Genomic DNA, 20025 nt, shown 5'->3' on the forward strand with positions numbered 1-20025 from the left:
ATCTTTCCCCAAAACTTTCCCCAAAATTCCTCCCCAAAACTGGCTTAAAATCATACTGCTTTTTGACCTACAACGAGCCAGTCTTTACCCCGGTCATCGTTGTATTTATCCGTCATCTTTTTCGATTTGTGGCCCAGTAACTTCTGAGTATCTAGGCCCTGCTCCCGGTATAACCGTTCTGAAAGAGATCTCTGTTCGTGGAAGGTTGGGGCGCTTCCTTCATCCCATGCAAGACAACTTTTGTCCCGAGCTTTTTTAAATGTTGAAGTCAGAGTTTTCGTGGATACTTGATCACCACGGTTAGCCTGAGAGGTGGTATATCTGAAGTGGACCAGATATTTACTAACCACCGCATCTCTACATTTTGAAACAACATCGCGTAGCGAAATATCTAGTACTTCATTTCTTAGTGAGAGCGGAATGGCAAGACGAGTACCTGTTTTTTCCTGCACAATATGTAACATATCATCCCAAATATCGGTGAATTTCATATTACAAATATCACCTATGCGCTGGCCGGTTACTATTGCGAGTAACATTCCGCACTGCAAATATGGCTGTTGATGCTCAGCGCATTCATAAATAGTCTTCCATTCCTCCAGTGATAAACGTTGTCTAGTAATTTTGTTTCGAGGTTGCTTCGTGGCCTGGGCAGGGTTATAACCTGGCGGAACATGTCCAGCATGCTGTGCCTCTTTAAATACATCAATTAATACCATGCGAACAATTTGAGCCATTCTATTATGACCCTCTGCCTTAACCGCATCTGTTATTTCAGAAATATCTAGTGCTGAAATGTCTTTCAGATATTGCATGCCGCAATGCTCACGAAAAAGCCGGATAGGTTTAGCTTTTTGCCTAAAAGAATTTGGTCGAAGTTCGTTGTGTTTCAACCTTTCCTCCTGCACGGATTCATATTTATCAAGCCATGCTGTCACTGTAATGTCCGCGCGGTTTCCTTTCATACGCGACAGACGCTCGTTAATACTAAGGATCTGCCTAGTTCGCTGCTCTGCAATGATCGTGTTTGCTTCACTTGCCACCTGCTTTGCCTCAGCTTCATCTGTGCCGAGGCTATGAAAACGCCCAGAAATAGGGTGTTTGTATTGCCAGTAAACCTTACCGGTGCGTTTATCAAGCTTGCAGTACAGGTTTGGGATAGAGATTTTATGAGTGCGCGGTCTAGCTGCCATCGTTAATTATCCGTCTCAATTTTGGGTTTACATTTATTGGAAGTTGAGGTTCAGCAACTACACCTATAAAACGAGCTTCTCTGTCAACCATCCAGCGCCGTCCAACTCGCATTGGTGGTGGCGCTATCATTTGACCTTTAGCGTATTTTTTTAATACTCGCTCGCTAGGGGCTTCACTACCGAATTCATCTTTCGCCCATTCGAGTAAAGAGACCATACGTGACATTTTTTCTCCATACACCGGCTGCACCCGGTTATCGAATATTATAAGCACATGACGAACAACCACTGCGTAGCCCGTCAATACAGGTTTTACATAACGGGTGATCTTTATGTTTACCTGTATTTAGTTGGTGGATAATTTCCACAGGAATAAGCACTGGTAACGGAACATGAAGCGAATGTCTGCGTAGAACTGACAGTTCGATTGCATGTTCAAGGGCTATGGCTTTCCAGTCATCTGCCTCTGCTTTATACCAGGCTAGATCCTCACGCATACTGCGCCAACGCCGGCGTTTAAGTTTGCTGGGCATCAGTCTTAATCCTCATTTTCGAAATTCGTCCATTCCATATCATCAGGAATGCCAGGACTAAGCAGCGGATTAGTTGCAGCCAACATTTCACCAGCTGCACCGCGACGCTGAGCTCGGCGCAGAACTTCGTAAATTTCGAAAACTTCTGTGCGCTTGTCACCGATATCAAGCTCACATGCCAGAGTATGAAAATCTGTAGTGAGAGCCTGAAGCCTTTGAAATAATTCGGCTTTACTCACTTTTCACCTCCCGCTGGGCGGCTGCGAAGTGATTAATGGCCTTATCCCAGATTTCTTTGATGGTGGTCCAGTCAATCGGCATGGTGCTCGTCCAGGTTCCCTCGCCGCTGCAGTCGTCGCACCCTTCACCAAAACACTCATGGCATGTCAGCGTATATTCAAGATTGAATTCCCCGAGAAGCGCTGCTTTTGCACCGTTCTCAGCGGTTAGCCTCATCGGCACCATCACGTACCCCTCTGGAATTACCGGAGAGTTGCTTGACGGGTGTTTGATTTCAGAGCCGGGAGCTGCGTCAGTGTTGGGCTGAATGCTTGATGGATGGTTGAGCATGGCGGCGCGGCAGGCGTTCCAGCCCTTCACCTCGGCGATGGCAGCTACTGCATCAACGGCGTACATGCTCAGTGTATTTGGCATTGGTTTTTCCTCTGGCACTACCGGCTGCTGCGCGTGGCGATAGAGCGGCTGGGCGGTTACGCTGCCGCGAGTCTCGCGTTGTTCTTCCGTGTATCGCCAATAGCCTTCGGCATCGTCAGACCAGCGCCAACGCCACCCCACTGGCTCGCTGTCCATTGCGGCCAGCGCCATGCGGGCCAGTTCCTCAGCCTCTTCCGCTGGCAGCATTACGTTGCTTCCAGCACCGTAGGTTTCACGCCATGATTTAATTTTTTCCAGCCGTTCTCTGGTTAACTGATTATTTGTCATTGGTTGGCTCCTTCAAACATCATGCCGCCATCGCAATCAGGGCACTTCCCCGAATCAACATCGTTATCGTCATAAAGGCGACCATATAAACAGTTACCTGCGCGGCACTTCAGCGCCTTCGTCTTTTCGGTGGCACGAATTACACTCCCAAGCCTCTCCAGATATCCCCTTTTAATCAGTGATTCAGCCATAGCACCAACCTTTACTGGCAGTATCTTATCGCCATCCCAGACACCATCTTTGCGGCCTGGCCAAAGATGAATTTCCCAGTCATAAATTACAGCCGGTTTGATATATTCGCGTTCGCGCTTGTTAAGTGGCTTATCCATCTACTCAGCCTCCTCAATGCCTGCAGCCAACATTGCTGCATCAACATCACCTTTCAAATAAACGGCCATGCGCTCACCTGAGATGGTGATGAACCCAGGGCGCGGCAACTTCACAGTGCGGGACTTCAGCTCGGCGATGCGGTCTGCTTGCTTGCACAAGGCCTGAGACAAAAGAGCAATCAGCTCATTGTTTGAGTTAGTCAGATTGTGCGAGCCTGTACACCATTCTGTGTAAATGCCTTTTCTCAGAAGTGACCGCTCAGGCGGTCACCGAACTCGATGATAAAACGGCTCATTGCCATGCGCCAGTCCCTCAGCGGCATCGTCCATTTTTGTGAGGCGGCCTGGATTGCCAGCCACACGACCTTTTTCACTGACTCATCCGTCGGGAACACCTTGCGCTTTTTGATCGCATGCCTGATCACGCTGTTCAGTGACTCAATGGCGTTGGTCGTGTAGATGACTTTGCGGATATCTGCCGGGTAGGCGAAGAACGTCGCAAGGTTCACCCAGTTTGCCGTCCAGCTCCGGCTTATCTGCGGATAGCGGCTGTCCCAGGCGCTGGCGAACGCTTCCAGCGCCTGCAGACCTGCTTCTTCCGTCGGCGCCTGGTAAATCGCCTTCAAATCGCGGGTAACGGCCTTGTAATCTTTCCAGGAGACGAACCGCAGGCTGTTGCGCACCATATGTACGATGCACAGCTGGATGCGGGCCTCCGGATATACCGCGTTTATGGCGTCCGGGAAGCCTTTCAGTCCGTCGACACAGGCGATGAGGATGTCGTTCAGGCCGCGATTCTTCAGTTCTGTCAGCACATTCAGCCAGAACTTCGCGCCTTCATTTTCGGCCAGCCACATACCCAGCAGTTCCTTCTGGCCTTCGATGTTGATGCCCAACGCCAGGAACACGGATTTATTGATGACGCGACTGTCCTGCCGGACCTTAAGGACAATACAGTCAAGGTAAACAATAGGATAGATTGCATCCAGTGGCCGGTTTTGCCACTCAACAACCTGCTCCATGACGGCGTCAGTGACTTTTGAGACCAGCGCTGGCGAGACATCCGCGTCGTACATCTCTTTGAATGCAGTCGCTATCTCGCGGGTGGTCATCCCTTTGGCGTACAGGGATAAAATCTGATTATCCATCCCGGTGATGCGGGTCTGGTTTTTCTTCAGCAACTGAGGCTCAAAGGTGGCTTCGCGATCCCGGGGAGTACGCAGTTCAAGTGGACCATCCGCAGTCGCTACGGTCTTTGTTGAGTAGCCGTTGCGGGTATTGGAGCCCGGTTTAGGCTGATTTTTATCGTACCCCAGATGGTGAGACATCTCAGCATTGAGAGCCGCCTCAACGCTGATTTTCTTCAGCAGACGATCGAACTGGCTAAGATCGTCGGGAGTTTTGAGATTTTTGGCCAGTTCATTAGCCAGAGCCTGCAACTGTTTTTCGTCCATAAAGTAACCTGCCTTTGATGTTGAATTGAACATATCAAAATCAGGCAATTACACAAATTTATGTACAGGCTCGATTGTGCCAGTCGGCGTCATCAGTGCAGAACGCATCGACAACTTCGCGCCATTGCTTCTCGCCTGCCTGCGCCTTCTCCAGTGCCTCTACCAGCGCATCAACATAGCCAGCGGCACGGAGGGCAAACTCCGTGATCGATAACTCAGCGTCAGTTTCTTTCCCGTAGCTTTCGCACTCCGACACAACGGCAAAATAGTCAGAATCAATTTCGTTATCTGCCAGGTGGCGTAGCAGGTCGGCTGTCTGCTGCCCGTTTGCAATCAGCAGTTCGTTGCGCTGCGCAAGTTCGGTGATATCAGTTGTCATGCGGCACCTCCTGCTTTAGCGCTGACAAACCTGCTGTCGTAATTGAGTATCCGCAGCTAGTGAGGGTAATCAGCCCCCTTCTCTGTAGCGCTTTGAGTGATTGCCGCCAGGTTGCGTAGGGACGCTCACCGGAAGCTATTACTGAAAGAATCTCGAGTTGCTTCGTGTTTAGTTTGCTCATTTGTCGTTCCCCTCGCGCAGCTGCTTCACGTGTGAATTAGCCAGGGAAAGGTAAGCCAAAGCTGACACTACTTCGCTTTCATCAAAAATCTTATGCACGGTGTTGGATACGAACTCCTCCACCCCATCAGCCTTAATCCCGGCTACGATGCGATCGGTTGCGTGGGTTTCGTTCAGCACCCCAATGATTAGCTTCTCCCATTTGTTGAAATATACCCCGCCCGGGCGTCCAGCCATTAACTGACGAAGCAGGTCACGCATATTCCAGTTCTCGGCGATTAACTGCTTCAGCCCCGCATTCTCCGCAGCCAGCTGATCACGCTCAGCACGTAATTTCTCGACCTCAGCGACCAATACTGCGTTACGCTCTGCCAGTTGGTTAAGTGTTAATCCGTCGTTGCTCATACAGCCTCCCCGAGTACCCAGCGCAGAGCATCAGCGTATTCACCGTTGGCAGCTTCGAGGGCTTTTGTGATTTCTTTGCGAGTTTTAAGGCGCGGTTTCTTATCGCCGAGGACCTGGCGCTGACGACGCGCTTTTTCATGACCGGTAGTGCCAGCGGTCGCCGCTTCGACTTCGGCTACCTTTTCCCGCTGTTCTTCGGGTTTCAGTGATGCCAGTTGCCGTGCCTGGGTAACGGTCACTGCGCCGGACTCTACCGCGTCTTTGACTGCCTGAGTGGCATCCAGAAGGGATAGCGTAGCGCGTACAGTGGGGACACTGACGCCGAACATCAGCGCGAGGTCTTCCTCGTCATGCCCGCGCTCCAGCGCATCAGCCATCTTTTTGGCCCTGCCCAGCGGTGTGTCGGCCTGGCGGATTTCGTTTGCGCTGACCATTGCCTGTGCCATGCGAACAGCAGAACCGCGTTTAGTGACAGCCGGAACCAGCAGCGGAGTTTTACCCTCTTTGGCCAGGCGTCTGTTAGCCTCCAGGGTATGACGGACACGCTGACGGCCATCAACCACGCAGGAGTATCCAGTTTCCGGGTCTTTCCAGACAATAATCGGCTCCAGAACACCCTGGTCTATGATGTTCAGCACCATGGCTTCACTGAGAGGTAAGTGAATACGTTCATCGTAAAGCGGGTGAGCCCTGTCAGTGACAATATGCAGATTTTCCGGCTCGAACATCAGAACGTTTGTCTTGCCGCTGGCGCCATAAGCATCGATCGAGTTTTTAGCCATTTCTGTTTTCCTCGCTCAGGTTCGCTATCATCGCGGCCATAGCGGTGTTCTGGTCCATTGCCTCTGTAAGGGCGACAAAGGTCACATCCAGCCTTGACGCTATGTCTTGCATTAATTGGGCTGCTGCTGGTGGTAGGTCAGGTGCCGTAGCGTACGCTGCAGCAACCAATTCTTTCACTTTCACGTGTGGCATTAGCGCCGCTCCATCAGTTGGTTAAAGCGGTTCATGAACATGCCGTAAGATTGACCAGGGCGGACGGGATTAATCACAAATTGGTCGGTGGGAATAATGCCTTCGAGCATCGGCCAGTGGGTGCCGTCGTCGATTTCAAAGTCGCGACGTTCGCTGGCCAGCATCACAAGGTCGGCATACTTCACGGTCGGGTGCTGCTCAGATGGAAGGCCAAATTTTTGACGGATAGCAGCATCAACCCGATCCTCAATGGCGCGGTAGTCCGGGAGCAGGCGTTTAAGCGGTGCTGGAATATCCTGCAAATAAGCCTCTGCGGCATCGTGCAGCAGTGCTTGAAGTGCAAACTCCTGTGGTACCAGGTGGCTGGTTAACACGCTGTGCTGACCGACGCTGTAGAACTCCGGAAGATGGCCAGCAAAGCGGCAAATATTCGAGAGCGCGTTAGCGATATCTTCGATCTCAATGGCATCCAGCTGGATAGCGAGATAGTTAAAGTGCTTGCCTGTGAACGTTTGTATAAAGCTCATCGTATTTCTCCATTTAATTGCGCTCTGCACAGCGCTGATTTTTGGGTGTAGGAATCCCTCGCCAGGTGGCGATTAATTGCAGGATTACGCTTTAATAAATCCCCGCAACGACGGGGATTTAATGGAGAGCAATCAGGCTTTGAAGTTGCCGATAAAGGTTTCTACCGGCTTGCCGTCGAACTTGCCAACCAGCAGATCACGGAACTCATTGGCGATCGCTTCTTCCTGGGCCTCCAGTTGGACAATACGCAGAACGAAAACCGGGTCGCTACTTTTCAGCAGACTGTTGCGCAGACTGAAACGACGTTCGCCCAGGCCTTCATAGGGTACACACTTAAACTCAAACGCGACCGGCATAACATCTTTACTGCTGGCTTCGATACTTTGCATCAGCGATTTTTTGCCGCTGAAATCACCGTCTTCATGATCGGCGGCATTAGTTTGCTGGATAGTGACACGGCGAACCGCCTGCGCTGCCTGTGCAATTTTCATTGTCTGTCCGTCAGCATCGAACGCAGTGAGATAGTCGCTCCAGTCTTCGAGCCATTCGGCGATTTTCTTCTGATTAAGGTGATCGCCGTTGATCGACAGTAACGCGCGGAAGGGCGCTGTCTTCTTAAGCTTGATCGAGGCGACGTTATCAGCGTGGCCTGGGTTGTCCAACGTGCCGATATTGAAGATAGAACGAGCCAGCATGTTATCGGCATCAATAAAGCAACGTGCTTTTTCTTCTTCCTGGGCATAGGCGACAGAATAGCGAACGAAATCATCAATGCTGGTTGTGTCCATGGCGCCACGGAAACGAAAGCGCTCAAAAGCAAAACGCTCCAGGCTTTCAACGCTTGTATTTTGAGGTAACAGGGCGGTTGGGCAGGCCAGGCCGGGGATATCGTTCAGGTGATAACCGGAAAGCACCAGGTCTTTGACTTGCTGAAAAGTACCGCTGTCTAACTGAGACATAAAAATTCCTTATTAACTGATTAGCGAAGTGGTATCAGTGAATTTGTGCGGGCGGATCACTGAGCCGCTTTAAGCTTTCCGTCCACCGTGCCGGTGATACCGAAGAGTTGCCCCTGATCCTCCTGCAGGATAGTGAGCTTGCCGCCTTTGTTAACCCACATTGGTGTTTCGGTGGTGTCCTCTTCCGACGCTTTGCCGCGGGGAGTAGGGGTGCTGTAGTTCAGCTTGTGCTTAATCTTGACGCGCTTCTCTTCAACAGAGTTGCCCATACGCTCAAAATCAAAGGTGAGGACTACCTTGCCTTTGTTGCCGTTATTCAGAACGCCGAGTGCGGTGGTATTAAGAGCCGCCGCAATCTTGTTCATGAATACGCCGGCGTCCAGTTCGCCCAGGAAATCAGGCACGACTGTCATGCGATCATTACTCATGGTTTTACCCTCTCGAAAGGCGGCTGCCACCGCCGGGAATTTCTCCGTACACAACACAGAAGAGCACCTGCGGTTAGGACGCCGCCCGGGTGGATTGGGTAATGAGCCCGTCGCCCGGTGATGCTCTTGTGTATTGTGTAAAAAGGGCGGTTATCCATCAGAACGTTATCCTCTTCCTCCTTTGGATAGTGGAAAACGGATAACCGCCAAGACTACACACAGCACAGTTAACTAGGTTGTGGCGGTGGTGCCTCCACCTGCCGGGTTAAGCCATAACCGGCGACGTACACTGCCCGGAAACGCATTCCATGAACGGGTTGGCTCGCCACGTGCGCATAGCCGCAATTACCACAACGAAGAGAGCACTGCCGGTGCCCGAATCGAACGGACCTTTTCCCTGCCCATCACCAGATATAGAACTATCCTGGCGTCTGGAATCGAACCAGACTCTGTGCCTTGCTCGTCAATGCCCTCATCGTTGTGTCCCGGACTCTTCCCGGGCGTCACACCTTTTCGCCGCGCTGGTGGGGCGCACGTCGTGCCTGAAACACTTAGCTTGCACATTTCCGGTTGTTCTGAGAGCGCATGGATCAAGGGAACTCTCAGGCCGCTAACGCTGCATGTGCCATACAACGGTTGCGAATATTGCCGTTCACAACTGGAAGCGCACTCCTTCAGTTACAAACCAGTCCCCACGACCGATGGAAGATGGAATGCGCTTTCATGTTGTGTGCCTGCTTTTACCCACATCAGGCGAGGTGGATCCTGGTTATTCCCCAACAACAAGGATTCGGTTAATCTGGATATCCCCAACAACATGATGAGTATTCATAGTGATAGCTGAACTATCCGCGGCTATGACCGCGATAAAGGAGACTGCGGGTCTTGCAAAAGTCATTAATGACGCGAAAACTGATGCTGAAGTTAAAGCTGCAACTATTGAGCTTCAGAACAAACTAATCACCCTCCAAGCTGAATGTTTCTCTCTTGGTGATGCCATCCGTTCTCGTGACGAGAAGGTAATGCTTCTCAAAGCAAAAATTGCAGAGTTTGAAGACTTCAAAAGCCAAACCGAAGGCTATGTTCTGAATAAGTTTGATTCTGGTTCTCTGGTGTATTCCAAGAAGCAGATTGTGGGTGATACGGAAATAACCGTGCATCTTTGTCCACATTGTTTTGCTGCAAATAAAGTATCCATACTGCAACCTCAACAGGTGAGTATGTATGCGAGTTTCAATCAAAGCAGATGTCCCTCCTGTCAGAATGTGTTTGATACAGACTCTGCACCTCCAGCCAGTTACTGATGTTAAAGATATCCAGATTGTTAAAGAGCGAAGCGTCCTATGGGGCGCTTTTTTGTTGCATCAAGTATCTTCGGGCGGGGCGCCGGCGACCAACCGGCTCAACCCCTACAGTATTAATCCAGGAATACTGGACCCCCGACGCCGTGGGCTAAACGGCTGCTGTGTGTCGGGTGAGTTTCTGTTGCTGGTGGTCAATCCAGCCCCGCAACCCCTCCCGAAGATACCTGTGGTCATTAACTTGCCTTGGCCGGCAGGCCGAGGATGCTGCGCATTTCTTTCTGAGTGCGAATAGCTATGGCTATCGTCAGATCAATATCCCCGCGGTAAGCTGTGCCATCTTCACAAATAATAAGAGTGATTGATTTTTGGCCTTTCTTGCTTACCTCGAAGCGATGCGCTTTACGGACTACATGACAGCCGTTTGCTAGTGCGTCCTTGATAAGGTTTTCAATGCCTTTGCTCGCCATGATCTGTTCCTATTTGGTTTATCTGTTAGCGAATCATCCCGGTCTTCATATGCCCCGGGCGGCTACTTCGTGGGCGTCCTGCCTATTCGCTGTTGATGGATTAATAATACAGATAAAACTGTTAATGAGTCAACAGTCAAAACTGTATTGAGTGATGAACTATACTAAAAAAACTGTAATTTATTGTTTTTTATGAAACTAAAGACGTAAAAAAACCGGCGCCGGCCGGTTCATGTGAGGAAGGATTTACCTTTTTCGCCTGTAAATTCTATGTTCGACCATTACGCCGATAATTTTCAACGGGCGTTCAGAGCTATTAATGGTGGGGTAGTCGTCATTAAGGGGGACCAGTTCATATTGCTGGCGGCCTGAAATATCGGTAAATGTAGGACGGTACTTTTTAAAAGTAGCCTCATTTTCACCATTTTTAGCAACAACAAACTCGCCCGGAACGGGCTCTAACTCGGGATCAACAATGATAATGTCGCCTTCTTTAAAGTCAGGCTCCATTGAATCACCTTCTATCCTTAGTGCAAAAGTAAACTCAGAAATATCAAGGTCAGTCATGATGTATTCGAAGCTACCATCAAATGCATCAATAGGGTGTTTTTCTGCTAACGCCCCAGCCTGGACGTAACTGATCAAAGGTACTTTCCTTGAATTCACATCGGCCAGAGCCATGAAAGGCCCACCGTTCATCAACCATGTTGGGTCGCACTTAAGTGCTTTGCTTATTCCTACTATGTTGCGAGGCTTTTTAGTTTTTCCATCCTCAATGCTGGCCCATGATTGTTGCCTTATTCCTGCCTTTTCAGCTGCTTGCTCTTGAGTAAGACCAAGTTCGATTCTTTTTTGTTTTACGCGTTCTGCAAGGCTCATAGCTCCTCCATTCCCATGGCCTCATGGTCACAGTTTAAACTGTGATTGACAAACAGTAGTATCTGTTCAAAAATACAGATAAAACTGTGGAGGTGTTATGGGATCAATTTCTCAAAGATTAAAGAATAAACGTGAAGAGATGAATCTCTCACAAGCGCAATTGGCTGAATTGGTCGGAATGACCCAGCAGTCATTACAAGCGATCGAGGCGGGTTTAACAAAGAGGCCCCGTTACATCATTGAATTGTCTTCAGCCCTGCATTGCGATCCTCATTGGTTGCTCTATGGCGAGGGTGCTAATGAGAACGATAGCGCTTCAGGGGTGTAACAGAAACCACAGACGTAGGGGGTAAGCAGTGGGGGACAAGCTTAAGAATATGTTTCAAGTGCTGGAAAATCTTGCACCCGGTTCGGTAAAGCATAGTCATGATGGCCGAACGGTTACTCTGATTGGCTGGCATTTAGAAGAGTTTAATCAGCCCTGTGATGATCAGTACGAATCCAATCAAATCAAAGATATTCCCAATAAGACAGGCGTTCCGTGGATGCCCAGATATCTTGCCAGTCGGGCGGTTAAAGGGATCCAAGGTCAACACCTCCTGATAAGGGTGATTCATCCATTCGCCAAGACCCCAAAAGAAAAGTCCAGAGGATATGAAGCCTGTGACTGCTGTGGGGTACGCGGGAAGGAGTCCGGCACCGTTGAGAAGAAAAATAAAAGCGCCTATCAGGATCATAACTTTGTACCAGTAATCCAGGGAAAGTTTGGCGAGCGGGTTCTGCATTTTTTATCCCGTTTTTTTCGATAGGTCATTGATTTAGAAATCATACACCAACAGAGGTATAGAGCAATGATTGAACAACACTGGAAAGTCGAAAAGCAGCCAGCATGGCTGGTGGCGGCGATCCGTAAAACTATAGCCGCGTTACCTGGTGGCTATATCGAAGCCGCTGAGATTCTGGATACCACCCAGGACGCGATCTTTAACCGACTGCGTACTGGTGGAGATCAGATATTCCCTATGGGCTGGGCAATGGTCTTGCAGAAGGCCGCAGGTGTTAGCTACATCGCCGATGTTTTTTCGCGTGAAACCGACAACGGAATCCATGTATCTGGCGCTGCTCATGAAGACGAGAACGAAGAGATTGGTTTGAAGCTTGCGGAGCTGGTGGGTCAGCTTGGCGAGTTGGTCAGCGCCTATCGGGAATATATCGATGATGGGGTGGTTACACATGGCGAGTGGCAAAGCCTGAATGATATCGCCTACCAGTTCCGGGTCACGTTGATGACGTTTCTCAACCTGATTTCTCGTGTTTATTGTCTGCCAGAAAAGAGTGACGCCCGCGAGTGTGCAGCTCCGGGCGTCGTGGCGAATAAATCTTTGTGTATGGAGAAATAATCCGCATGAGCAATTTAATCGTAAATCTTCAATTACCGCAACTACGGATGTACCCGATCCCGGGCGTTTCGTCGTTTCGGTATGAGCGCATGGTATGCGGTAAATGGGTCGAGTGTAACCACAGTCGGGCACGCGGAGTTGTGGGGGTCTTTAACCGGAGGGCTAAAGCGCTATGCGAGAAGTTAACCGGAAGTTCAAAGACCACTATGGCAATCCAGTCAGAGTTATCCGCTGGGAGCCTGAGACACGTCGCGTCATCTACCTGCGGGAAGGCTATTCCCACGAGTGCTTTAGCCCACTCGATCAGTTTCAACGCAAGTTCAGGGAAGTAGAGGGCAGCCATGAGCAGTAAATTACACGGCCTCGTATGGGAAGCATGCGCTTTCAAAGGGCTGATAATCTCTGAAATAGCGGTCATGGCTCGCCTGGCAGACTTCAGTAATGACGAAGGGGTGTCATGGCCAGCGGTTACCACTATTCAGCGACAGATCGGCGCCAAGAGCGAGAATACTGTCCGCAGCGCTATCAAAAAGCTTCAGGCTAAAGGCTGGCTGAAGAAGCAGGAACGGCGCGTGGGCGGAAAGAATAATTCGAACGTTTATAAACTCAATGTTGACATGCTGGAACGTGCAGCAGCTGAAGCAAAAATTTTCTACGCAACGCCACGTGAACAATCAAAATTTGATGCCTCAGAATTTGAGGGTTCAAAATTTGAGGGGTCAAATTCTGATGCCTCAAATAATGGGTCTGTACCCCCTCAAATATTGCGGGAGGACCCCTCAATGGTTGAAGGCGATCCGTCATTAGATCCGTCATTAGATCCGTCATCTAAAAAACCTTCTTGTCGGGCTCCTGCGGAACCCGACGATAAGCCGGATCCTGAAGTTGTTATTACCGATAACGCGATCGAAGTTCTGGCACACCTGAATCTGGTCAGCGGTTCCCGTTACCAGAAATCTAAGACCTCGCTGGAGAACATTCGCGCCCGCCTCCGCGAAGGTCATACCGTTAGCGACTTGAAACTGGTAATTGACGTCAAGCATGAGCACTGGCATGGCAACGACGAGCAATACCAGTACATGCGACCCGAGACACTTTTCGGCCCTAAAAAATTCGAGGGATATCTGCAAAGCGCTATCCGTTGGAATGCTAAAGGCCGCCCGCCAAGGGAGTCGTGGGACAAAACCAGACCGCGGGATGTTAATTCAATTAGTCCAGTACAAACCACGATTCCACGGGGTTCCGGGGATGAACATAGCCAAGTCGATCTTTGAATTTATTGAGAAGAATCCAGGCAAAATGCTGCGCGATATCACTGCGGCATTTCCTGAAACCAAACCGGTAACAGTGAAGAGCGCTGTTCATCGCCTTTACTACGACGGGGAACTTGCCAGCGTTGAAGTTACTGGTGGGTTTATCTACTTCGTAGCGGGATCCATCGATATTGAAGAGTACCTGCCTGGTGGGCTTTCGGGGAGATTCTTGCCCTTGAAGCGACAGCCAAAAAGCTGGAAGAGAAACGCTATTACCGCCGTGCGGCGACGGTATGGCAGCAACTTTGTGACAGCAACTGTACGGCTAAAGCAAGAGAGCGATACCTGCGTCTTAAGAATGCTTCTGTTCGAAACGCCAGAAACATGAATGATTCTGCCGGGTCATGCTATCTGGCTGGAAATTACTGCGGAGGTGACTTGTGCTCCGATTGAAGAAGATTTTGATAAGTCTCCGGCGCCTTGTGCGTTTGCATCACTGGCGTTACTGGTGGCAGCACGACGTTATTTTTCGCAGAAAATATGCACTCCTCAGAGATGACCTTTTCAGCTTTGATCGCCGTTACTGGTTACTGAGAGCACTTGTTGATGCTGATCAGCGCAGGGGAAAACTATGAGTCAGGAAGTACAAGAAGCAATGACCGCAGAAGAGCAAACTTTAACAAAAACCATCAGCCCTTATTGCCTGGCACTTGAGGAACAACGCCAGCGTAGTGCGCATTATTTGAAAGAAGTCGGGGATCAATGGCGTACCCCTGATCTGCTGTTCTGGGGCGTTAACGCTATGTTTGGCCCGCTGGTACTGGACCTGTTTGCAGACGACAGCAATACAAAATGTCCGGCATGGTATACCGCTGAAGATAATGCGCTGACGCAGGACTGGTCTGGTCGTTTGGTAGAACTCGGAGGAGCGGCCTTTGCTAATCCGCCGTACAGCCGTTCGCAGTACCATGAAAAACAAGCCATCACTGGCATGACTCATATTATGAACTATACCGCCGAGCAGCGTGAAAAGGGTGGTCGTTACATTTACCTCGTGAAGTCAGCAACAAGTGAAACATGGTGGCCGGAATATGCCGATCACATCATGTTTATTCGTGGTCGTATTGGATTCGATCTCCCAACGTGGTTTGTGCCGGCCGACGAAAAGCAGAAGCCCACCAGCGCATTCTTTGCCGGGGCCATTGCGGTATTTGATAAGACCTGGCGCGGTGAACATTTTAGCTATATCGATCGCGTTGAGCTGGAAGCAAAAGGGCGCGCAAGTATGGCGCTGGCTGAGTTTGCTGCAGGAAAATTCCTGTCACCAGTTTCGTCAGTTCAGTCTCCTGAAGTGATCATCCCCGATGCTGTTGCATCATTGGCTGAGCCTGAATCCCGGATCTGGCCACTGGAAGTTGGACTCGTCTTTGGACAGGTACAAGGCGCAGAGGATCTGGAGCTCTCCCAGCAGAACAAGCTGAAGGCCCACATTAACCAGTTGTGGCTGGAGCGCGTGCCCACCAGCGAAATCATCACCGTTGCAGGTGGGCTGGTCGGCAGCATGAGGGGGACCGCTCATGCGTGAGATTATTGTCGATAATTTTGCTGGTGGCGGTGGCGCCAGTACAGGTATTGAGCTGGCGATAGGGCGTAGCGTTGATATCGCGATTAACCACGATGTTAACGCCGTTGCTATGCACCGCACTAACCATCCCGACACGCTTCACTATTGCGAAAGTGTGTTTGATGTATCCCCATTAGCCGCTACCAGTGGCAAGCCTGTCGGCCTGGCATGGTTCTCGCCTGACTGTCGTCACTTTTCTAAAGCGAAAGGAGCTAAACCAGTAGAGAAAGCTATTCGAGGGCTGGCATGGATCGTCATTCGTTGGGCGCTGGATGTTGGCCCGCGAGTCATGATGCTGGAAAACGTCGAAGAGTTTAAAACGTGGGGTCCGTTACTCGCGGCAGAAATGCGACCGGATCCGACACGCATCGGTGAAACTTTCAATGCATTTGTCGGGATGCTTACCACCGGTATTCCAGCAGATCATCCTGCACTGGGGGAGTGTTGCGAGTTTCTGGAGTTTTCACCGGATAGCGAGCAGGCCAAGCGCTTAATTGCCGGGCTGGGTTATGTCGTCGATTTTCGCGAGCTGCGCGCCTGCGATTATGGCGCGCCGACCATCCGTAAGCGGTTCTTCATGGTGATGCGCCGGGACGGGAAACCGATAGTCTGGCCGGAAGCCACGCACGGGGATCCGAAGTCTTCCGCCGTGCTGGCGGGCCAGCTGGAACCGTGGCGTACAGCTGCGGAATGCATAGACTGGTCAATCCCCGCGCCGAGCATCTTCGGTCGCAAGAAGTCACTGGCAGAGAATACGCTAAAACGGATTGCCCGCGGCATTCAGCGCTTTGTTATCGAAAGTGCTTCGCCATTCATTGTGAAGTGCAATCACACAACGACACGTGGCAAATACGACTGTTTCCGGGGACAGGCGCTGGACGATCCGCTACAGACGATTACGAAAACCCACGGCTACGCAATTGCGGTACCTCATCTGACAAAATTCCGAACCGGAGCTACCGGGCAGGAAGTCACCGATCCGTTGCCGACGGTGACGGCCGGTACCGCAAAACGCCCTGGCGGGAATGGTCACGCTATGGGTATTGTTGAAGCAGAGCTGGCTCCGTTCCTGGCTGGCAATGGCGGCAGCGAGTACCAGGCTAAACCACGCCCGCTCGATAAACCCGCTCACACCATCATGAAAGAATCGCGCGCCTGTGTCGTCGCTCCGGTTATCGCCCGGCAGTTCGGCGCCAGCATCGGACACCGTGCCGACGAACCTAGCGCAACAATCACCGCGGGCGGCGGCGGTAAATCGCAACTGGTATCCGCATTCCTGGCGAAACACTATGGCGGGAATTATCAGGGCGCCGGTATTGACTTGGATGAACCAGCTCATTCAGTTACTACCGTCGATCATCATGCGCTGGTTACTGCTCAGATTGTTGGTGTTGGCGGTCGCGCTGGGCAGAGCAGGCCACGTGACGTTAGCGAGCCATTGCAAACCATGACGACAAAGGCTGATGCCGCAATGGTTACGTCTCATCTGATCAAGCTCCGTGGTACATGCCGCGATGGCCAGCGCACTGACGAGCCGATGCCGACTATCACTGCTGGTGGCCAGCACGTAGGCGAGGTTAAAACGACTCTGGCAGTCGAGGACTATGACGAAGAGCGAGCGCAGCAGGTGCTGTCGTTCCTGCAGGAATACTGCGGAGAGGAATGCACCGGGCTGGTGGAAATCGGCGGAGTGACTTACCGCATCGTTGATATCGGCATGCGCATGCTGCAGCCACACGAACTTTACCGGGCGCAGGGCTTCCCCGAGTGGTACATCATTGACCAGGATTACCGCGGCGTGAAATACGCGAAAGATAAGCAGGTTGCGCGCTGTGGAAATGCCGTCCCGCCGCCGTTCGCCGAAGCGCTGGTACGCGCTAACTTACCCGAAATGTGCGTGAACAGAGAGGAGCAGGCAGCATGACTTCCTTGACCTTAAGGCAGCAGGAGGTCCTTGACCTCCTGATCGAATATCAGCGTAAACATGGTTTTCCGCCTACAACTTACGAACTGACCGGCATGCTGGGGTGCCGGTCCCCCAATGCAGCAGCAACGCACCTCAAGGCGTTAGAGAAAAAGGGTGTTATCACAATCAGCCGCGGGGTTTCTCGCGGTATCAGCATCACCCCTGCGCTGCTGGCCAGAGAAATATCGGTCAATCTCAACAGCATCGTAAAAGTGAAACTCAATGAAGTCTCCCTCAGACATTTGGAAAAACAACACGAGCAGAATCGAATCCAGCACCCGAGGCTCTTCGGGACTTTTCGCCCCCGATAACAGACGAAAATGGCTATACGTCAATGACCTTGTGGAGCCTCATGTCTGACCTTGGCCCGCTCTGCTATTGCGGAGGAGATGTTCCGTTTGAGTTGAAAATAGTGCTGGAGGCAGAATGAAATTTATTCTTCCATTCCCACCCAGCGTGAACACCTACTGGCGGTCCCCAAATAAGGGCCCGCAAAAGGTAAACACCTTGTCAGCGCAGCCGGCCGTAAATTCAAACATGCAGTACGTTCAGCGATCATTGAGCAACTGCGTGCAATACCAAAACCATCTACCGCGGCAGCAACTGTAGAAATTATTCTCTATCCGCCAGACTATCGCCGGCGTGACCTGGACAATTACAACAAGGCACTTCTTGATGCTTTGACTTATGCCGGTATCTGGGAGGACGACAACCAGGTTAAGCGTATGGCTATTGAATGGGGTGAAATCGTCAAAGGAGGCAGGGTAGAAATCACCATAGTCTGCTATCAAAAAGTGGTGGATGTATGTACAGCTGTGGGTTGAAAGATTTGCGAGTTGGCAGTAATGTCGAATGGTGCAAACGAAACGGGCGTGCAGGCCCTTTCGTCACTTCAGAGTGTATGGAGATAAATATGGCTAACCATGTTATGGGCGTAGCTACGCCTGTCGATAATCAATTGCATCAGGTAATTCCGGTAATGCAGGGCACAATGGGCGATCAGAGAGCTTCGTTGGTCAGCGCCAGGCGACTGCATAATTTTCTTGGGGTCGGTCGTGACTTCAGCAACTGGATAAAGTCTCGTATTAGCCAGTACGGTTTTGCTGAAAACATCGATTATACAGTTATCGCCAGTTCTGGCGAAAACCCACTCGGCGGGCGCCCGGCAGTGGATTACATGGTCACCATCGATATGGGTAAAGAGTTAGCGATGGTAGAACGCAATGAAAAAGGTCGTCAGGTAAGGCGTTATTTCATTAGTTGCGAGCAGCAGGCAAAATCAGCGATAAGCCATACGCATCCTGATTTTTCCAACCCGGCGCTAGCTGCCAGGGCGTGGGCTGATGAGTATGAAGCCAGGCAGAGGATTGAGGCTTTAAGTCACCGGCAGGCTCAATATATCGATCATCTTGAAAACCTGTTTACCGACGGCTTATCCCCAGTGCAGTTCTGCAAACGTCTGAATGGTGTCAACGTTAGTAAAGTCAGCGCCTTCCTACAGAGCTCTAACTGGCTTTACGATGACAATCCTAACGGCAATCACGCTCAATGGCGTGTCAGATCTCAGGTCAGGGATAAGTATCTCACCGAGAAGAGCACAAAAGTTTCACCGAGCGCCGCCGCCAGTTTCACAACATACCAGCCCGTCCTCCTGCGCGATGGGGCTGTTTGGCTTTATCGTAAGTATCTGAAGGGACAACTGCCGATGAAGCGATCCTGGAATGGGGAATATACCCACGATAAAGAGCTTTCTGGGGGCATTCAGTGAGAGCATTACTGACCCCTGAAGTCGTGTCTCGTCTCGGTGTTGTTCTTTTCAAACCCGGTCGTGAATTGATGCCTCTCTTTACCGGCGGCCGTGTCCTGATAGAGCGTCAGCCAGAGAAGATGAAAACACTGCCCACTGGGCGGATCGCCGATGCACGTCAGCCTCTTGCAGAAATGGACATTCTGCGTTTTTTCATGAGGGATGAGAGGGTTATTAACGCAGCGGGTGGAATAAACGCTCTTGAGGCCTGGCTTCTACGACATGTCAGAGAGTGCCAGTACCCGCATTCCCATTATCACCACCATGAATTAGTGACTATGCGGCATCCGCCTGGCGCCATGGTTGTCTGCTGGCATTGTGATAATGAATTACGTGAGCAGACCACCGAAATGTTGTCAGAGCTGGCTTATCAGAATCTGGTGCATTGGGTGATTGAAAGGGTGCTGATCAGCCTTGGATACAATAAGGAGCGCGAATTATCGATGGCGGAGCTCTGCTGGTGGGCTGTGAAATCCGGCATTGCTGACGCAATAACCGAGACGATGGCGCAGCAGGCCTTAAGACTGCCTGAGGAACCTTTCCTGTCCGTTTATAAGGATAGCGATATTGTCCCGTCATTTGCTGCAGGTGAAATCCTTCAGGATCTTGTTGAGGGCATTGACCTGGCGGACGCCAGCGTACTCATTGAGCAACCTCAGATTGAAAGTAAACCCATTCTGAGGCTTAGTGTCGATCCGAACAGCCCCGAATCATTTATGCGCCGCCCAAAGCGCCGGCGCTGGACCTGCGAAGTTTACACTCGTTGGGTTAAAACTCAGCCATGTGAATGCTGTAGGCAACCATCAGACGATCCACACCATATAATAGGGAATGGTCTGGGGGGAACTGGCACCAAGGCCCATGATCTCTTCGTGATACCACTGTGCAGAGTGCATCACGATGAATTACACGCCAATACATCAGAGTTCGAAAGGAAATATGGCACTCAGTTAGAGCTGTGGGCTCGTTTTCTGGATCGGGTAATGGGTATCGGCGTCATTGTAAAAGCTTGAGTGTATG

The 20025-nt window shown here is 50.9% G+C and carries 27 protein-coding genes and 1 pseudogene; 13 read left to right on the forward strand and 15 right to left on the reverse strand.

Going from position 1 to position 20025, the window contains the following annotated elements; all coding sequences use genetic code 11:
• Positions 1–50: 50 nt before the first annotated feature.
• From BJF97_RS11855 to BJF97_RS11910, 13 genes are all read right to left on the reverse strand, one after another.
• Positions 51–1193, reverse strand: coding sequence for a site-specific integrase (locus BJF97_RS11855; RefSeq protein WP_064411135.1), 1143 nt, complete (start codon positions 1191–1193; stop codon positions 51–53).
• A complete protein-coding gene (locus tag BJF97_RS32465; RefSeq protein WP_074192178.1) occupies positions 1183–1419 on the reverse strand; it encodes an excisionase in 237 nt (78 codons plus the stop codon). Before BJF97_RS32465 ends, BJF97_RS11855 begins: the two co-directional genes overlap by 11 nt.
• Before the next feature lie 312 nt (positions 1420–1731).
• A complete protein-coding gene (locus BJF97_RS11860; RefSeq protein ID WP_064411134.1) occupies positions 1732–1965 on the reverse strand; it encodes a hypothetical protein in 234 nt (77 codons plus the stop codon).
• On the reverse strand, positions 1958–2668 hold the full coding sequence (locus BJF97_RS35075; RefSeq protein WP_064411133.1) for a hypothetical protein: 711 nt from the start codon (positions 2666–2668) through the stop codon (positions 1958–1960). The genes BJF97_RS11860 and BJF97_RS35075 overlap by 8 nt, the downstream gene beginning before the upstream one ends.
• Entirely contained in the window at positions 2665–2997 is a 333-nt protein-coding gene (locus tag BJF97_RS11870) for a hypothetical protein (protein ID WP_064411132.1), read from the reverse strand. Before BJF97_RS11870 ends, BJF97_RS35075 begins: the two co-directional genes overlap by 4 nt.
• Before the next feature lie 245 nt (positions 2998–3242).
• The gene (locus tag BJF97_RS11875; protein WP_048213841.1) at positions 3243–4451 is read right to left on the reverse strand and encodes an IS256 family transposase; all 1209 of its coding nucleotides are present in this window, start codon (positions 4449–4451) and stop codon (positions 3243–3245) included.
• A gap of 58 nt (positions 4452–4509) precedes the next feature.
• The gene (locus BJF97_RS35490; RefSeq protein ID WP_335603975.1) at positions 4510–4830 is read right to left on the reverse strand and encodes a hypothetical protein; all 321 of its coding nucleotides are present in this window, start codon (positions 4828–4830) and stop codon (positions 4510–4512) included.
• 177 nt (positions 4831–5007) lie between these two features.
• The gene (locus BJF97_RS11885) at positions 5008–5415 is read right to left on the reverse strand and encodes a hypothetical protein (RefSeq protein WP_064411130.1); all 408 of its coding nucleotides are present in this window, start codon (positions 5413–5415) and stop codon (positions 5008–5010) included.
• Positions 5412–6197 (reverse strand): ParB/RepB/Spo0J family partition protein, encoded by a 786-nt coding sequence (locus BJF97_RS11890; RefSeq protein WP_070082910.1) that lies wholly within the window; start codon positions 6195–6197, stop codon positions 5412–5414. Before BJF97_RS11890 ends, BJF97_RS11885 begins: the two co-directional genes overlap by 4 nt.
• A complete protein-coding gene (locus BJF97_RS11895) occupies positions 6190–6390 on the reverse strand; it encodes a hypothetical protein (RefSeq protein ID WP_064411128.1) in 201 nt (66 codons plus the stop codon). The genes BJF97_RS11890 and BJF97_RS11895 overlap by 8 nt, the downstream gene beginning before the upstream one ends.
• Positions 6390–6917, reverse strand: coding sequence for a hypothetical protein (locus BJF97_RS11900; protein ID WP_064411127.1), 528 nt, complete (start codon positions 6915–6917; stop codon positions 6390–6392). Before BJF97_RS11900 ends, BJF97_RS11895 begins: the two co-directional genes overlap by 1 nt.
• 132 nt (positions 6918–7049) lie before the next feature.
• Positions 7050–7877 (reverse strand): YfdQ family protein, encoded by an 828-nt coding sequence (locus BJF97_RS11905; RefSeq protein ID WP_064411126.1) that lies wholly within the window; start codon positions 7875–7877, stop codon positions 7050–7052.
• 56 nt (positions 7878–7933) lie between these two features.
• The gene (locus BJF97_RS11910) at positions 7934–8305 is read right to left on the reverse strand and encodes a hypothetical protein (RefSeq protein WP_004123001.1); all 372 of its coding nucleotides are present in this window, start codon (positions 8303–8305) and stop codon (positions 7934–7936) included.
• An 833-nt stretch (positions 8306–9138) separates the two neighbouring features.
• Here BJF97_RS11910 and BJF97_RS11915 point away from each other — a divergent pair.
• Positions 9139–9609 (forward strand): hypothetical protein, encoded by a 471-nt coding sequence (locus BJF97_RS11915; RefSeq protein ID WP_224261741.1) that lies wholly within the window; start codon positions 9139–9141, stop codon positions 9607–9609.
• Between the two features lie 233 nt (positions 9610–9842).
• Here the strand turns inward: BJF97_RS11915 and BJF97_RS11920 are convergent, their stop codons facing one another.
• Positions 9843–10076: a hypothetical protein gene (locus tag BJF97_RS11920; protein ID WP_049091349.1), complete on the reverse strand. Its 234-nt coding sequence runs from the start codon at positions 10074–10076 to the stop codon at positions 9843–9845.
• Between the two features lie 246 nt (positions 10077–10322).
• Complete coding sequence (locus BJF97_RS11925) at positions 10323–10955, reverse strand: LexA family protein (RefSeq protein ID WP_064147558.1); 633 nt, start codon at positions 10953–10955, stop codon at positions 10323–10325.
• A 97-nt stretch (positions 10956–11052) separates the two neighbouring features.
• Here BJF97_RS11925 and BJF97_RS11930 point away from each other — a divergent pair, with 97 nt between their 5' ends.
• The 12 genes and pseudogenes from BJF97_RS11930 to BJF97_RS11980 all read left to right on the forward strand — a co-directional run bounded on the left by BJF97_RS11930 (position 11053) and on the right by BJF97_RS11980 (position 20018).
• Positions 11053–11283, forward strand: a complete 231-nt coding sequence (locus BJF97_RS11930; RefSeq protein ID WP_064411125.1) for a helix-turn-helix domain-containing protein — start codon at positions 11053–11055, stop codon at positions 11281–11283.
• 49 nt (positions 11284–11332) lie between these two features.
• Positions 11333–11764, forward strand: a complete 432-nt coding sequence (locus BJF97_RS34115; RefSeq protein WP_148722757.1) for a hypothetical protein — start codon at positions 11333–11335, stop codon at positions 11762–11764.
• Positions 11765–11806: 42 nt separating this feature from the next.
• Positions 11807–12355 carry a YmfL family putative regulatory protein gene (locus tag BJF97_RS11940; RefSeq protein WP_070082911.1) on the forward strand — a complete coding sequence of 183 codons (549 nt, stop codon included), beginning with the start codon at positions 11807–11809 and terminating at the stop codon, positions 12353–12355.
• A 172-nt stretch (positions 12356–12527) separates the two neighbouring features.
• Positions 12528–12707, forward strand: a complete 180-nt coding sequence (locus BJF97_RS11945; protein WP_064349867.1) for a DUF4222 domain-containing protein — start codon at positions 12528–12530, stop codon at positions 12705–12707.
• The gene (locus BJF97_RS11950; RefSeq protein WP_070082912.1) at positions 12697–13629 is read left to right on the forward strand and encodes a conserved phage C-terminal domain-containing protein; all 933 of its coding nucleotides are present in this window, start codon (positions 12697–12699) and stop codon (positions 13627–13629) included. The genes BJF97_RS11945 and BJF97_RS11950 overlap by 11 nt, the downstream gene beginning before the upstream one ends.
• Entirely contained in the window at positions 13604–13996 is a 393-nt protein-coding gene (locus BJF97_RS11955; protein ID WP_228706702.1) for a hypothetical protein, read from the forward strand. Before BJF97_RS11950 ends, BJF97_RS11955 begins: the two co-directional genes overlap by 26 nt.
• A 267-nt stretch (positions 13997–14263) precedes the next feature.
• Positions 14264–15193 carry a phage N-6-adenine-methyltransferase gene (locus BJF97_RS11960; protein WP_369903810.1) on the forward strand — a complete coding sequence of 310 codons (930 nt, stop codon included), beginning with the start codon at positions 14264–14266 and terminating at the stop codon, positions 15191–15193.
• Positions 15186–17156, forward strand: a complete 1971-nt coding sequence (locus tag BJF97_RS11965; protein WP_070082914.1) for a DNA cytosine methyltransferase — start codon at positions 15186–15188, stop codon at positions 17154–17156. The genes BJF97_RS11960 and BJF97_RS11965 overlap by 8 nt, the downstream gene beginning before the upstream one ends.
• The gene (locus tag BJF97_RS11970) at positions 17153–17509 is read left to right on the forward strand and encodes an SOS-response repressor and protease LexA (protein ID WP_187418273.1); all 357 of its coding nucleotides are present in this window, start codon (positions 17153–17155) and stop codon (positions 17507–17509) included. The genes BJF97_RS11965 and BJF97_RS11970 overlap by 4 nt, the downstream gene beginning before the upstream one ends.
• A gap of 115 nt (positions 17510–17624) precedes the next feature.
• Positions 17625–18022 (forward strand): annotated as a pseudogene (locus BJF97_RS32485) (RusA family crossover junction endodeoxyribonuclease).
• A gap of 89 nt (positions 18023–18111) precedes the next feature.
• Entirely contained in the window at positions 18112–18966 is an 855-nt protein-coding gene (locus tag BJF97_RS34915) for an antA/AntB antirepressor family protein (RefSeq protein WP_222859777.1), read from the forward strand.
• Complete coding sequence (locus tag BJF97_RS11980; protein WP_070082915.1) at positions 18963–20018, forward strand: DUF968 domain-containing protein; 1056 nt, start codon at positions 18963–18965, stop codon at positions 20016–20018. The genes BJF97_RS34915 and BJF97_RS11980 overlap by 4 nt, the downstream gene beginning before the upstream one ends.
• Positions 20019–20025 lie beyond the last annotated feature (7 nt).

This window comes from Klebsiella sp. LTGPAF-6F (assembly GCF_001753185.1).
Lineage (GTDB): Bacteria > Pseudomonadota > Gammaproteobacteria > Enterobacterales > Enterobacteriaceae > Klebsiella > Klebsiella michiganensis.

Coding starts and splice junctions, on each gene's coding strand:
- BJF97_RS11925 (WP_064147558.1), bottom strand. CDS start 10,955: ATGAGCCTTGCAGAACGCGTAAAACAAAAAAGAATCGAACTTGGTCTT.
- BJF97_RS11930 (WP_064411125.1), top strand. CDS start 11,053: ATGGGATCAATTTCTCAAAGATTAAAGAATAAACGTGAAGAGATGAAT.
- BJF97_RS32465 (WP_074192178.1), bottom strand. CDS start 1,419: ATGTCACGTATGGTCTCTTTACTCGAATGGGCGAAAGATGAATTCGGT.
- BJF97_RS34115 (WP_148722757.1), top strand. CDS start 11,333: ATGTTTCAAGTGCTGGAAAATCTTGCACCCGGTTCGGTAAAGCATAGT.
- BJF97_RS11910 (WP_004123001.1), bottom strand. CDS start 8,305: ATGAGTAATGATCGCATGACAGTCGTGCCTGATTTCCTGGGCGAACTG.
- BJF97_RS11970 (WP_187418273.1), top strand. CDS start 17,153: ATGACTTCCTTGACCTTAAGGCAGCAGGAGGTCCTTGACCTCCTGATC.
- BJF97_RS11960 (WP_369903810.1), top strand. CDS start 14,264: ATGACCGCAGAAGAGCAAACTTTAACAAAAACCATCAGCCCTTATTGC.
- BJF97_RS11900 (WP_064411127.1), bottom strand. CDS start 6,917: ATGAGCTTTATACAAACGTTCACAGGCAAGCACTTTAACTATCTCGCT.
- BJF97_RS34915 (WP_222859777.1), top strand. CDS start 18,112: ATGGCTAACCATGTTATGGGCGTAGCTACGCCTGTCGATAATCAATTG.
- BJF97_RS35490 (WP_335603975.1), bottom strand. CDS start 4,830: ATGACAACTGATATCACCGAACTTGCGCAGCGCAACGAACTGCTGATT.
- BJF97_RS11855 (WP_064411135.1), bottom strand. CDS start 1,193: ATGGCAGCTAGACCGCGCACTCATAAAATCTCTATCCCAAACCTGTAC.
- BJF97_RS11875 (WP_048213841.1), bottom strand. CDS start 4,451: ATGGACGAAAAACAGTTGCAGGCTCTGGCTAATGAACTGGCCAAAAAT.
- BJF97_RS11955 (WP_228706702.1), top strand. CDS start 13,604: ATGAACATAGCCAAGTCGATCTTTGAATTTATTGAGAAGAATCCAGGC.
- BJF97_RS11870 (WP_064411132.1), bottom strand. CDS start 2,997: ATGGATAAGCCACTTAACAAGCGCGAACGCGAATATATCAAACCGGCT.
- BJF97_RS11950 (WP_070082912.1), top strand. CDS start 12,697: ATGAGCAGTAAATTACACGGCCTCGTATGGGAAGCATGCGCTTTCAAA.
- BJF97_RS11920 (WP_049091349.1), bottom strand. CDS start 10,076: ATGGCGAGCAAAGGCATTGAAAACCTTATCAAGGACGCACTAGCAAAC.
- BJF97_RS11895 (WP_064411128.1), bottom strand. CDS start 6,390: ATGCCACACGTGAAAGTGAAAGAATTGGTTGCTGCAGCGTACGCTACG.
- BJF97_RS11945 (WP_064349867.1), top strand. CDS start 12,528: ATGCGAGAAGTTAACCGGAAGTTCAAAGACCACTATGGCAATCCAGTC.
- BJF97_RS11905 (WP_064411126.1), bottom strand. CDS start 7,877: ATGTCTCAGTTAGACAGCGGTACTTTTCAGCAAGTCAAAGACCTGGTG.
- BJF97_RS11940 (WP_070082911.1), top strand. CDS start 11,807: ATGATTGAACAACACTGGAAAGTCGAAAAGCAGCCAGCATGGCTGGTG.
- BJF97_RS11885 (WP_064411130.1), bottom strand. CDS start 5,415: ATGAGCAACGACGGATTAACACTTAACCAACTGGCAGAGCGTAACGCA.
- BJF97_RS11965 (WP_070082914.1), top strand. CDS start 15,186: ATGCGTGAGATTATTGTCGATAATTTTGCTGGTGGCGGTGGCGCCAGT.
- BJF97_RS11890 (WP_070082910.1), bottom strand. CDS start 6,197: ATGGCTAAAAACTCGATCGATGCTTATGGCGCCAGCGGCAAGACAAAC.
- BJF97_RS35075 (WP_064411133.1), bottom strand. CDS start 2,668: ATGACAAATAATCAGTTAACCAGAGAACGGCTGGAAAAAATTAAATCA.